A 13,294-nucleotide genomic window follows, 5' to 3' on the forward strand; every position below is an offset into this window, starting at 1 on the left:
GGAGGAGGCGAGCGAGGCGCCCCAGGCAATCGAACCCACGCTGGGCGGTCCGCAGGTCCCACCGGACGCGGCCGGGCAGGGGCAACCTCAGGCGCGCCAGGCTGCGGCGGTCTCCCGGGCGAAGTCCACCAAATCCCGTGGAGGCCGGCCCGTTACTCGCTCCACGGCATCGGTCGTTCGGTCCTCCGCCCCCTTGGAGATGGCCACATCCGAGGCCGACAGCAGCGCGGCGTAGTCTGGCGGCAGTCCGTGGCGTATCCAGTACTCGGTGAACTGTTGTTCGGACATGGATACGTGGCGCACGGCACGGCCTCGCGCCGCGCCAAGGATGTCGGCCACCTCCGCGTAGCTCAGCGTCCGGGGCCCCGTGAGCACGTGATCGGTATTGTGCGCCGCCGGGTCAATGAGTGCCCGGAGGCCCACCTCCGCGATGTCTCCCGCGTCGATGAAGGGCACGCGCCCGTCCCCCGCCGCTGAATAGAGGACATCCTCGTCGCGCACGGAGTCCCGGGCGGGACCCTCGGAGAAGTTTTGCATGAACCACGAGGGGCGCAGCACCGCCCACTCTGGCGCGCGCTCGTGCAGGAAGCGATGCAGTCCGCCCATGAACGGTCCCCCCTCGGGAACCGCCGAGGAACTGAGCAGCACGAAGCGGCGCACCCCCGCCCCGAGCGCCCGCTCGATGAAGGCTTTCATGGGAATGATAGGGTCGGGCACTCCCTCGGGAGCGACGAGGTAGACCCGCTCCACGCCCTCCAGTGCGGCGTCATGGCCCTCTGGCCGCAGCCAGTCGAAGCGCGCGGCCTCCACCCCCTCGGGCGCCTTGCCCGAGCGGCTTGCGAGCCGCACCGGCCAATCCAATTCCCGCAGCCTCCGCACCAGCCGCGCTCCCGTCTTGCCCGTACCGCCCGTCACCAGAATCCGAGGCTTGCTCACGATCGCACCTCCTCCGAGGAGTTTCGGTCCTCCTGCAGCTCAATGACCGGCCACGCCGCGACCCCCGGCCGGAACAGGTGCTCGGCGGAGGCGAGAGCCTCGGCATTCTTCTGGATGTCCATCTCGCATCCTCCCGTTAACGATGGAACGGTGGCGTTCCGTTCCCACAAGTAGGGTGTGTAATGATGGAGTGCAACTGGGCAAGTACGCATTGCTGCTGGATGGGGAGCGCAAGAGCATCGAGCCGATGACAGGACGGCTGGCGCAGAAGGCCCGCAAGCGCGAGGCGCTGAGGCAGCGGCTAGCGATCTGGCGTCAAGCCTGCTGATGCCGCTACCGCTCGCGCATGGGCGAGTCCCTGCATCCCTTCGCGGCGAAGATAATGGCTCTTGCGGATGCGCTTGAGGATCTGTTCCACCCCGTCCAACATGGCGAACGCTTGCCGTGCTTTCTGCGGAAAGCGGGGCAACGACTGGACGTAGAGGCACGCCACGTTGATTCGATGGGTAATGTCCGCATATCCGAGCCGCTGACAACGGAGCAGGAGTGGGCCGAACTCTTTCCACTCTTCACCGCTCGCGTATGCCTGAGTGATGATCAACTGCATCGCCAGCCGGTCGACGTGCAACCGCTCGGCGGGGGTTCTTGCTTCCCGCTTGAATTCCTTCGCCTGTGCGAGCACCGCACGCTTGATCTCCATGTATGGCGCGCCGGTCTTGAACAATTGGGCCAGGAGATCATCGCTGCGTCTTGAGACGCTGTGCCACCAGTCTTTGCGAGTGCGCCGCATGCTCAACCTCCCGGACAGGGCTTCTCGTTGGCTTCCGCTGGCCACGTCCCTGTACGTTGGCAGAGGATAAAGCAAGAGCGGCACTGGCTCTCACCGTAAACGCGCCACTCCGCGTCACCCTCCACGAACTCACGGCATCTCACGTAGCTCTCCTGGCATCGCTTGTTCCACTCTTTTTGTTCTTCCGGCGTTGGGATGGGGGGAGATACCGGCTCGGGCTTCCTCTTCGGACCAGGCCTGTTCTTGGGCTTGGGCTGGATCTTGGGTCCAGCCGTCCCTGTGCAGCGCTCCCAGGAGCCGGGGTGTTCTTTGAGGCAGCACGTCTTGGTGTCGTCGCCTGGTTGGCACCCCATTCCGTTCATGTAGCACCCCATCCCTGTGCAGAGGACAGGCATCAGCAGGAGCGCGTAATGTACTGCCCAACGTGCAAAAACGCTCGGTAGTTTCATAGGTATTGCATCGCGAACGTGCATAGTGGCTTCGGGAATGGTCCCGAGCCTCCTACGCACCAGCTTGCCAACGGCAATCGCTTTCTCGGCCATGAAGCGCAGTAGCCTGCCAATTCCTACTCCGTTTACGGCATCGACATCGAACGGGTCACGACCAGCAATGACAGCAAGCGGCTCTGGTTCGCCCTGATGGTGGAAGAAGACGCCTCATGGGTGGGCGGCCTGGGCCAGCGTGATGGTTTCGTGCGCGATCGCACGGAAGTGCGCCGCCGCAGGCATGAGGTGTGGACCTCGGAAGGCGACTGCCAACTCCGCCCATGCGGAGCCGCCGCTCAGCTCCCTGAACACCACCCCTTGCGGCCGCAGTGCCTGGGCCGACATCGGAGCAAGGGTGATTCCGAGTCCCGCTTGCACCATGCCGACGACCGAGGGCCAGGAGCTGGCTTCCTGGTGGATGAGCGGCGAGAAGCCCGCACCGAGACACATGCTCGTGATCGTGTCGTGCAGACCTGGAGCCGAGTGCCGGGGAAACAGGATGAAGGGTTCGCTCGCCAGCGACGCCAGGGCGACGGCTTTCTGGCGTGCTCTGGGGTGCCGCACCGGGAGCGCCAGGACAAAACGTTCCCGGAGCAGCTGTTCCACCGTTATCCCGTCATGCCGGAAAGGCGCCCGGACGATGGCGAGATCCAGATCGCCAGTACTGAGCGCGACGCCGATGTCCAGCTTCTCGCGGTCGTCGAGTTCGAGCTTCACCTCCGGAAACCGTGACCGGAACCGGAGCACGATGCGAGGGAGGACCCCGAAGGCCGACGACGCACCGAAGCCGACTCGCAGGGGCCCGGTCTCTCCCTGGGCCTCTCGCCGGACGGTGGAGATCACCTCCATGCGCCTCGCCAGCAGCTCCCGGGCGTCGTCCAGGAAGCGGTTTCCCGCGGAGGTCAGGGCCACGCGGCGGCTCGTCCGGGTGAGCAGCTCCACCCCCAGCTCGGCCTCGAGCTTGCGGATCTGCTGGCTGAACGGCGGCTGGGCCATCCCTACCCGGGCAGCGGCCCGGCCGAAGTGCAGCTCCTCCGCGACGGCGACGAAGAGCTGAAGCTGGCGGAATTCCATATCCAGACGATATCCGTCTCAATCCGGGGTGAAAGAGATATTGGTCATTCATGATCCCGTTTCCTACCTTGCGGCCATGCGACGCCTCCTCTTCCGTCTCGGCATCCTGATCGCCACCTTCGTTGGCACGCCCACGCTGGCGCTCGAATCCGGTGTGCTCGCCTTGGCCACGTCGGACACGCAGCTGCAGGCGCGGCTGGACCTCTCCGACCGGTACATGCGGCTTCCGCAGCTCGTTCGCGACAGCCTGGTTCCGTCGCAATGGCTCCGCGAGGGAGACCGGCTGATCTTCTGGTCGGCGGTGGGGCCGGACGCGGGCACCTGGGTGCTGGTCCATGCCAGGACGGGGGCCATGAAGCCGCTGTTGTCCAGCGCCGGGCTGCGCGCCCAGCTCTCGCAGCTGATGGGGAAGCCGGTCCAACTGCCGGATCAGCTGGGCTTCGCCATCGCTCCGGATCAGCAGGGAATCGTCTTCCGGATCGACGAGCGTTTCTTCGGCCTGGGCCTGTCGGATGGCCGCGTCACGGCGCTGGCCCCGGACGGCCTGGCCGCCCTGTCCCTCTCCCGAGGCAACCTCCTCGCTCCTGACGGTCAAGCCGTCGCGGTGCCGCGCGATGGTGGCTTCGCGGTCCTGGGGAGCGACGGACGCACGCGGATCAAGCGCGGCGGTGAGGAGCACTACGGCTGGCAGATTCCCGAGAGGGCCTGGTCTCCCGACAGCCGCTTCCTGATGGTCTGGCGCAACGATCTGCGCGACGTTCACAAGATTCCGGTCGTGGACTACTCAAGTGCCCTTGAGCAGGTGAGCCTGGTTCCCTACGTCAAGACGGGCACGCCGCTGGGGCGGCAGGAGCTTTACGTGATCGAACCGGCCACAGGCCGCGTGACACGCATTCCTCCAGCGGAAGGAGAGACCTATGACTGGTTCGCCGGTTGGCGCCCCAGCGGCGGTGAGGCGCTGATCCTTCACATGTCGCGCGACGGCAAGCGGCTGGACCTCTCGGCAGTGGAGCCTGGCTCGGGGAAGCGCCGCCGGGTGTTGCGCGAAGAGCGGCCGGAGAGCTTCGTGGCTGGGTTGGATTTCTCCCTGGAGGGCTGGGCACGCCAGTTCACACCGCTGCCGGACGGCACCGGCTTCCTCTGGTTGTCCGAGCGCGACGGATGGCGGCACGTCTACCTCTACGACTTCGCAGGCAAGCTCGTGCGCCAGGTCACCCGGGGCGCCTTCCCCGTCCATCAAGTGGCTGGCATCGCGCCGAAGGGCGACGCGGTCTTCCTGTTGGCCTCCGCCGACAGCGCTGCGCCGTACGAGCACTTGCTCTACCGGGGAAGCCTCAAGGGCGGCGCGTTGAAGCGGATGTCGTCAGGCTCGGGGATGCACAGGGTCGCTTTCTCGCCGTCTGGCAACTACTACGTGGACGCATGGTCCTCCCGGACTCAGCCGCGGCTGCGGGACATGGTGTCCACGGACGGCAAGACACGCTTTCGTCTCACGACGGCCGATGAGAGCGCCCTCGGAGCGCTGGGCTACAAGCCTCCGGAGGCACTCACCGTCCTGGCCGCCGATGGCACCACGCCCCTGCACGGCGTGCTTTACAAGCCGCGCGATTTCGACCCGGCCAGGCGTTATCCGGTCATCGCCTACATCTATGCAGGACCCTTCATCACGGCCGTGCCCTGGAGCTTCATCGGCACCTTCGAGGCGCTCCACGCGCATGCCATCGCGCAGATGGGCTTCGCCGTCATGGTGCTCGATCCCCGGGGCACTCCCGGCCGGAGCAAAGCCTTTCAGGACGCGACCTATGGCCGGATCGGACAGACCGAGATTCCCGACTATGTCGCGGGCCTCCAGCAGGCCGCGGCCACCCGTCCCTGGATGGACATGGAGCGTGCTGGAATTTTCGGCCACTCGTGGGGCGGCTACTTCGCCCTGCGCGGCATGCTGATGGCTCCGGAGGTCTTCAAGGCGGGCTACGCGGGAGCTCCGGGCGCGCTGGAGGAGGAGGCGATCATCAACGAGCCCTACCTCGGTCTTCCCAGCGTGAATCCCGCCGCCTACCAGGCCGGGTCCAACATGGCGCTGGCCGGGAACCTCCAGGGGCAGCTCAAGATGATGCATGGCTCCAGCGACGTGAATGCCTCCCTGTCCACGACGATGCGCATGGCCGGCGCATTGATTCGCGCAGGCAAGCACTTCGAGATGCTCATCATGCCGGGACAGCCCCACGGTCCCCGGCCGCCCGCGGACCGCTACTACTACGACGACATCCAGCTGTTCTTCGTCCGGGCGCTCGGGGGGCCACGCTGAGCCAACCGCGGGCCCGTTCCTCCGGACACGGAGAGGGCGGGCCCCCTCCGTGTCCATGGGGTGCCGCTCAGCGCTTCTCGATGATTCCCGCCACGACGATCTTGCCATCGGACTGGACGGTGACGGCGCGGGCCGTCTCGAGAGCGCCCGCGGTGACGATGTTCAGCTTCGCGATGCCGTTGGTCCCGAAGGTGGTGTCCAGGGTGCCAGTGGTGTTGTAGCGCGCCACGGCGAAGTGGCTGTCACCGTTCTCGGTGATGAAGCCCGCGGCGTACACCTGGGTGCTCGCCGGGTTGAACGCGACGGACCAGAAGCGGTTGTTGCCCGTCTCGGACAGGGAGACCACGCCGGAGAACTCCGCGGTGCCGGCCGTCGACCGCACGAGCAGGGCCGCGTCGCTGTCGGTGGCCGAGGCGGCCGAGTAGCCCGCCGCGGCGACCCAGGCGCCATCCGGGGAGATCGCCGCGTCGAAGAAGGCCTCGTCCGCGCGGCCGAAGTCGTAGGTCTTGTAACCTTGGGGGGCGAAGCCCGTGTCCGGCTGGCCATTGGGCTGAAGCATCACGGTCAGGGCGTCGATGTTGGACGGGGCAGGGGTCGCGCTGCCCACCATGAACACGCGGTCATCCTTGAGGATGGCCAGATCCCGGCCGCGATCATCCGCGCCCGTCAGGTTCAGCACGTAGGCGCCGTTGGTGCCCCAGGACGGGTCCAGCCGACCCGCCGAGGTGTAGCGGAAGGAGACGAGGTCCACCGTGCCGGAGGGGGCGGTACGGCCATAGCCCGTGGTGACGTAGCTTCCAGACTGGTAGCCCGCGGCATAGGCCTCGGCCATGCCCCACTCCACGTTGTCGGGGTCCGAGGACTTGAACGGCGCCGAGTTCACCACGCCCTTCGAGCCGAAGGAGGGATCCAGCTTGCCGCTGTCATCCAGGCGGTGGAGCAGGATCCGGTTGGCCGCCTGCGCGCCCACGCCCGTCGGCTGCGAGAGGTAGCCCGCAGCCATGATCTTCCCGTCCGGCTGGACATACCCGTTGCGGGCCTGATCGCTCAGGTTGGAGACGTTGAGGGCGTGGATGCCGTTGGTGGCGAACGACGTGTCGGGCGTGCCGTTGGCGGTGAGCCGGGTCACGACGTAGTCCAGGTCCGCGCGGTTCGGGTCCGACTTGCGGCCGCCGAACAGGACGAGGCGGTTCGAGGCGTCCTTGTCCATGCTCCACAGGGTGTCACGCGAGATCGCGATGCCCGTGCCCAGGTCCACGGTGGCGATGCCGTTGGTGCCGAAGCTGGTGTCCAGGGTGCCATCCGTGTTGAAGCGCACCACCGCCAGGTCCGTGTCATCGGTGGCCGGGGGCATGCCGCCATCGCCCGGGCCCGCCTCAGGGATGGTGTTGGACGGAGGCGGGGGGCTCTGCTTGGTACCGTGGCTGCAGCCGCCCATGAACCCCAGGGGCAGCGCCAGAACCAGCGCCCCGGCGAGCATCGCCTTCCTGCCGGAGCCCTTTGCCGTGTTGTGCATGTGAACCGTCCTCTCGGGATACAGAGCCATCCCGGTTCTTGAAAGCGATTATCGTTTTCAAGATGGAGATGCCGTCTCCTATGTGGGAGACCCACAAGAGTCAAGAAGGCATCTTTGAGGAGGGGAGTGGCCCGTGGTCAGTGAAATTGCTGGGCGTGGCCCTGCATGGCCGCCGCGCTCTGGGCGAAGGAGGCGTCCCCCGTGGCGGCCACGTCCGTGATGCAGCCTTTCAAAAGGATGGGACTCGTCACGCCCGCGGCCTGACAGAGCTGTTGAGCCTGTTGTTGCTGAACGGCCGAGGGGATGTGCGCCGGAGGGTAGGGGAAATGGACGTCGGTGAAAGACGCCGTGCTTTCGCCGGGGCCATAGTCGAAGAGGGACTCGGCCTGAGAGACACGCCAGCTGTTCACGTACGCCGTCTCGCCCTCATACATCTGGGTGAAGGAAAGCGGGGCAACGAGCGAGGTTCCATCGCGCAAGGCGAAGTCATCGGCCCGGTTGCCGTTGAAGTTGCCCAGGGGACCCCTCAAGGTGCCAGAACGCGAAGGCGATAGGCGCAGGTGGGCGTTGACGTAGTTGTGTTCCGGGCTGATCACCAGGTGGTCGCCCGTGGGCCATTCGAAGGTATAGCTTCCCCCCTGCCGGAGAATGCGGCCGCCACCGGGCAGCGCCAGCTCCCCGGAGATGGGCACGGACTGCCCGTTCACCTTCACGGGATGGACAGCCCCCAGGTAGTAGCCCACGCGATCCCGTCCAAGCTGCATGGCAAAGGCAGCGAAGACGCTGAGGTGCGTCAATCCATTCCAGGGCAACTGGCGCGCTTGAATGGCAAGGTCTCCCGCGCTGGCCTCGGTCAGGATGAACTCCCCATGGCCCTGGAAGTCGTAGGAGGCGCCATCAAAGGTGACGTAGTGGGGATCTCCCCACCCATATCCCAACCTGCATTGGGCAGGCGTGTTGACGCTGCACCCTTCTGCATACTTGAACACGAGCAAATCCTTTCCGCCCGCGCTGGCCATGCTGGAGAACTGCCCTTCGGTGTATCCAGCAATGTAGACGCCAGCGCCCTTGTCGGTGGCGATTCCCGCTCCAAAATCCACCTGGGCGCGGGGATTCCATGGGTTGATAGACCCGATTTGCCGGGACACGAGCAGGTTGCCCGTGTCCTTGAGGACCCAGAGGAAGACGTCATCGCTGTCCAGGATTGCGTGGGTGTCGATGTCGTTGGGGCTGTTGCCGGTGATGTACACGTTGCCGCCGCCATCCGATGTCACCCCGAAGAACAGATCATTGCCTGGCGTCCCGAGCTGCTTTTTCCACTGGACCGCGCCCGCGTCATTGAACTTCACGAGCAGGCCGTCGGAATCCATGCCCGCTTTGGTGGGGAGGGCGAAGTTGCCAGTGGTGTGGCCCGCCAGGTAGATGTCCACCACGCCATTGGAGCGCCGGGAGGTAGCCAGGCCCTGCGTCACCTCGCTCGCGGGCGTGCCCAGTTGCTTCGTCCACAGTTTCTGTCCCGTGGCGTCGTACTTGGTCAGGAAGAGGTCGGAGGTGGAAGTGCCATTCGAGGCGTTGGTATTGCCATCAAGGTATCCGAAGGTATGGCCGCCCACGTAGATGTTGCCCTCGGCGTCGCATGCCACGCCCCGGGCCTGTTCATGCTGGGCAGTGCCCAACTGCCGCTTCCACAGCAGCGTCCCCGCGGCGTCATACTTCACGAGGAAGAAGTCCTGGCCGCCTGCGGACTCCGCCGCGAGCGCGCCCACGGTATATCCCGCCACATAGACGTTTCCGTGCTTGTCCGTGGCGACGGAGGCAGCGGTATCGGCGGCGGGGGTTCCCAATTGGCGTGACCACAGCAGGTTGCCAGCTTTGTCATACTTCGTGAGGAAGATGTCGGTCTCTCCCGCGGAGGCCGTTCCGTCGATGCTGCCCGACGTATGGCCTGCCACATAGAGCTCCGGATTGACGCACTGGCCATTGACGTCAAAAGAGGCGATGGCCACGGCCACGTCCATGCCCGCGCCGCCGAACTGGCGAGACCACTGCTTCACGCCATCCAGGCTGTGCTTGACCAGGAAGGAGTCCACGTTGCCCAGGTTCGGGTGGTCATCGAAGGCGCCGCCCGTGTACCCCACGGAGTAGGTGCCTTCACAGGAAGCGGCGATGCCCGTGCCGGCATCATCGCCCCCGGTCCCGTGCTGCCGCAGCCAGGAGGGATTGTCTTCCGGAAGTGCCAGGGGCGTGGCGGACAGGGGGCCTGTGGAGGTTTCCCCTGTTCCCGCAAGCAGACACAGTGACAACAACCCAATGCCCTGTAACATGTCACTCCCCCCGGATTCAGCAGGGCTGTTCCCGCGAAGCGCGGAACAAGCCATTCAGCGGCATGTATCTGTCTATGAAGGGAGGGGGTTACAAGAGGGCTCGTCTGGCGTGAAGGGGGTCCATCGGGTGACACATGAGGGGGATGTGTCCCGTGTGCATGAATAAATGCGCATGGGATGAAGCACGCTGCGTGCCCACCCGGAATTACTGGCCGACGGCCACACGCCCGGACTCCGTGAGCCCCTGGGCCGCGCGGACCACGGCGGCGAACTTGCGCTGGGCTTCCTCGGTCTCGGTGATGACCCCGACCGACGCGATGCCGGCATGGCCCTGTTCCACGAAGGCCACCTGGCCAGAGCCCAGCACGCTGCGCAGGGCTTGTTGTACCTGGGCGTCCTGGACGAAGGCCCGGCCCTCGTCCCGCTCCTCGCTCTGGAAGAGGTACATCTCATCGAGCTCGGGGTCTCCCGAGGAGAACAGGTCTCCCGTGGGCATCGGGCCGGGCTCTGGCGTCCAGCGCCTCGGGGCGGCGACGAACCCCCGGGGCAGGGGACCGGGCACCTTCGCGCGCACCACGCAGAACTGGATGAGCCCTTCTTCCGCGACCTCGTGCATCTCCATGCCCATCCAGACGGGGATGCCTTCGAGTTCCCCCGATAACACACGCCCATCGAGCCCTTCGCCCAGCAGCCCGGCGCTGGCGGCACAAGCGTCATCCGACTGACAGGCCCCCTTCAGGGACACGAGAATGGCGAGGGCCAGGGCAACCAATGTAAAAATGATGACCATGGCGCAATCCACCTTGGCGAAGGCTGTCTGTTTTTTCCCGAACGCCCGTTGTGAGCGATCTTCCACCGGCGGTGGCCAACCCCAACGTCAGGGCAAGGCAAAGAGCATGGGCCCCCAGTCTAGGTAACCCATACCCTGCGGAGAACCCGCCCCTTGGGCCGGCGACGCTCCACTCCGGATGTGCGGAGAACGGATGTTCCTGGCGTCCCCGTTGATACAGCTTCGTTCAACACTTCATTGTGAACCCGAGCGGAGCGGCGCTAGGATCGTTGAGGTCATGACAGGTTTTCGGAAGAGGAATGCAATGCCAGATGCAGAACGTGAGGACGGCCTCCCAAGAATTGGGAATCCAGCGCTCCGCGCCCTCTCCAGCGTGGGCATCACACGGCTGAGCCAGGTCAGCCGGATGCGCAAGGCAGAGCTTGGCCAGCTTCACGGCGTGGGGCCAAAAGCGCTTGGGCTCCTGGAGAAGGCACTGGCGGAGCGAGGCCTGTCATTCAAGGAGGAGGGCCCATGAGCGATGGTTTTCTGCCCATCTGGGACCATTACCGTGCCGAGGGGCTCGAGGCCGCCGCGTGCGCCGCACCGGCCACGCCGGAGAGCCTCCTGTACCTGGCATTGCTGGCCTTCGCGGACGAGCGCTACCGCGAGGCCACTGCCTTCGCGGAGGATGCGGCGCGGGCGGCTCCCCAAGCACTGCTTCCCCGCTCGGCGGCAACCTACCTGGCGCGGGTCGCCCGGGAAGGCAAGCGCGATGTCTATGTTTCGGCGGAAGGTTTCGCCGCGTTCATCCGGGGCGGTGGCAATGTGCCGCTGTATGAGCAGACGAGCGCGGCGCTGTCCCGCCATTACCCCGGCGCACCCTTTGAATTGCTCGACATTGGTGTTGGAGATGGGAGGGCGCTGCTGCCTGCGCTAACTCCCGCAGTCCAGCGGGTGACCCTGGTGGAGCCCGCAGTTCCCCTGCTGGAACGCACCACCGAGGCCCTGGCCACCCGGGGCGTGGTGTTCGAGGCGTTTGCCGGGGGCTTGCAGGCATTCGTGGCCCAGCCCCACGTCCAGCCGCGCCGCTGGGAGGTGGCGCAGGCCACCTTCAGCTTGCAATCGCTCGCGCCTGCGGAGCGGCCCGCCTTGCTGGGCTGGCTTCGCGCTCACTGCGATGCACTGCTGATCGCCGAGTTCGATCCTCCGTCCATGGACGAGCCCTTGAAGCCCGAGACCGTGAGGCATGTGCTCGGCCGCTACCAGGAGGGGCTGGCGGAATACACGGGAGCGGACTTCGAGACGGTAGCGCAGGGCTTCCTGATGCCCGTGCTGTTCGGCTACGTGGATCGCAGCGTCACCCGCACCAACTTCGAGGTACCGCTGGCCCAATGGGAAGCGCTGCTCCGCGAGGCGGGCTTCACGCGGGTTGAGCGCCACCGGATGTACGCCTACTGGTGGGCCCCGGCGTGGCTGCTCGTGGCGCGTCCCTAGGCCTGTTCCCTCTGAGAGGGAGCCCCGCGCCCGGGCGCCGAGCGACCGTTCGAGCATCAACTTTCCAGGCCGTGAACCAGGCGGCCAGGTGGGGCTCGACAGCCTGAGTGGAGCATGAGACACGCGAGGGCATGGACGTACCGCAACCCTCCCTGGGGCTGTTCCGGCTGACCTGGCCCATCTTCCTGGAGCTGTTGTTGTTCATGCTGATGGGCACCTCGGACGTGCTCATGCTCAGCGGTGTGTCCGACGACGCCGTCTCCGCCGCGGGCGTGGTCAATCAGTACATCATCCTGTGCATTCTCATGATGAATGTCATCAGCCACGGCGCCTCCATCGTCGTGGCGCAGTATCTCGGCGCGCGCAGGAGCGCCGAGGCCTCCCGCATCTCGGCCGTGGCCATCATGATGAACCTGATGCTCGGGCTCGTGGTGAGCGCGGCGCTGCTGTCGCTGGGTGACTTCATCCTGGGCCGGATGAACCTGGAGGGCACGGTGCTGGTCCACGCCCGGGCCTACATGCGGATCGCCGGTGGCTTCATCTTCCTGCAAGCCCTCATCAATGTGTTCGCCGGGCTCATCCGCACCTATGGCTTCACGCGGTACTCCATGTTCGTGTCGCTGGGGATGAACCTGCTGCACGTGCTGTGCAACTACGCCCTGATCTTCGGACACTTCGGGATGCCCGAGATGGGCATCACCGGGGCCGCGGTGTCCACGGGGATCAGCCGGGCCGCCGCGCTCGTGGTCTTCGCGTGGCTGCTCTACCGGGTGATGGACGTGCGGCTCGTGCCTCGGGACTTCGTGGCGTTCCCCAGGGAGTACATCCGGAAGATCCTGAAGGTGGGCGTTCCCGCGGCCATCGAGCAGGTCACCTACCACTCCTGCCAGACGGTGTTTCTGTACTTCGTCACGTTCCTGGGGCCCGTGGCGCTGGCCTCCCGGCAGTACGCGATGGCCATTTCCCAGTATGTCTTCCTGTGCAGCCTGGCCATTGGCATGGGGACGGCCATCGTGGTGGGGCGGATGGTGGGCGCGCGCCAGCCGGACGAGGCCTTCCGGCGGGCCCTGCAGAGCCTGAAGTGGGCGGTGGCCATCACCCTCCTGGTGGACGTGCTCGTCATCCTGATACGCCAGCCGTTGGTGAGCCTGTTCACGGACAACGGGGACATCGTCCTGTTGACCGCGAAGCTCATCCTGCTGAGCCTGGTGCTGGAGTCCGGACGGTCCTTCAACCTCGTCCTGGTGAATGCCTTGCGCGCCGCCGGGGACGCGCAGTTCACCGTCTACATGGCGCTGCTCTCCATGGTCTGCATGAGCCTGCCGCTGGGCTACACGCTCGTGTTCAAGTTCCAGCTTGGGCTGCCGGGCATCTGGCTCGCGATCGCGGCGGACGAATGGATGCGTGGCCTCATCTTCTGGTACCGGTGGAAGAGCCGGGCCTGGGAGCAGAAGTCGCTCGTCGAACCCGAGGCGGAAGCCGTCCCGGTGGCGCTCGGGGGCTGAGGTCCGCCGGAGTCTCCTGAGGGGCGGGAAGAGTCCCACCTCCCCTGGTGTTCTTCCAGGTCCGGCTGCCCCGCGGCGGCGCAGGTGTTC

General features: G+C 66.0%; 10 protein-coding genes. 3 read left to right on the top strand and 7 right to left on the bottom strand.

Annotation, left to right across the window (positions count from 1 at the left end; all coding sequences use genetic code 11):
- Positions 1–87: 87 nt before the first annotated feature.
- The 4 genes from KY661_RS13510 to KY661_RS13520 form a co-directional block, all read right to left on the bottom strand.
- On the bottom strand, positions 88–936 hold the full coding sequence (locus tag KY661_RS13510) for an ergot alkaloid biosynthesis protein (RefSeq protein WP_225410586.1): 849 nt from the start codon (positions 934–936) through the stop codon (positions 88–90).
- Entirely contained in the window at positions 933–1,058 is a 126-nt protein-coding gene (locus KY661_RS37270; protein WP_263436977.1) for a hypothetical protein, read from the bottom strand. Before KY661_RS37270 ends, KY661_RS13510 begins: the two co-directional genes overlap by 4 nt.
- Positions 1,059–1,237: 179 nt before the next feature.
- Positions 1,238–1,726 (bottom strand): hypothetical protein, encoded by a 489-nt coding sequence (locus KY661_RS13515; RefSeq protein ID WP_225410587.1) that lies wholly within the window; start codon positions 1,724–1,726, stop codon positions 1,238–1,240.
- A 656-nt stretch (positions 1,727–2,382) separates the two neighbouring features.
- Positions 2,383–3,285, bottom strand: a complete 903-nt coding sequence (locus KY661_RS13520) for a LysR family transcriptional regulator (protein WP_225410588.1) — start codon at positions 3,283–3,285, stop codon at positions 2,383–2,385.
- Between the two features lie 76 nt (positions 3,286–3,361).
- On the opposite strand from KY661_RS13520, the gene KY661_RS13525 reads away from it, so the two are divergent.
- Positions 3,362–5,593: a S9 family peptidase gene (locus KY661_RS13525; protein ID WP_225410589.1), complete on the top strand. Its 2,232-nt coding sequence runs from the start codon at positions 3,362–3,364 to the stop codon at positions 5,591–5,593.
- Between the two features lie 67 nt (positions 5,594–5,660).
- On the opposite strand, the gene KY661_RS13530 is transcribed toward KY661_RS13525, so the two are convergent.
- From KY661_RS13530 to KY661_RS13540, 3 genes are all read right to left on the bottom strand, one after another.
- A complete protein-coding gene (locus KY661_RS13530) occupies positions 5,661–7,109 on the bottom strand; it encodes an NHL repeat-containing protein (RefSeq protein WP_225410590.1) in 1,449 nt (482 codons plus the stop codon).
- A 137-nt stretch (positions 7,110–7,246) separates the two neighbouring features.
- Positions 7,247–9,433 (bottom strand): SBBP repeat-containing protein, encoded by a 2,187-nt coding sequence (locus KY661_RS13535; RefSeq protein ID WP_225410591.1) that lies wholly within the window; start codon positions 9,431–9,433, stop codon positions 7,247–7,249.
- 205 nt (positions 9,434–9,638) lie between these two features.
- The gene (locus tag KY661_RS13540; RefSeq protein ID WP_225410592.1) at positions 9,639–10,223 is read right to left on the bottom strand and encodes a hypothetical protein; all 585 of its coding nucleotides are present in this window, start codon (positions 10,221–10,223) and stop codon (positions 9,639–9,641) included.
- 513 nt (positions 10,224–10,736) lie between these two features.
- Between KY661_RS13540 and KY661_RS13545 the strand changes: the two genes are divergently transcribed.
- A complete protein-coding gene (locus tag KY661_RS13545; RefSeq protein ID WP_225410593.1) occupies positions 10,737–11,699 on the top strand; it encodes a class I SAM-dependent methyltransferase in 963 nt (320 codons plus the stop codon).
- A 131-nt stretch (positions 11,700–11,830) separates the two neighbouring features.
- The gene (locus KY661_RS13550; RefSeq protein ID WP_225410594.1) at positions 11,831–13,204 is read left to right on the top strand and encodes an MATE family efflux transporter; all 1,374 of its coding nucleotides are present in this window, start codon (positions 11,831–11,833) and stop codon (positions 13,202–13,204) included.
- Positions 13,205–13,294 lie beyond the last annotated feature (90 nt).

The sequence above is a fragment of the Allostigmatella hybrida genome (assembly GCF_020103775.1).
Lineage (GTDB): Bacteria > Myxococcota > Myxococcia > Myxococcales > Myxococcaceae > Hyalangium > Hyalangium aurantiaca.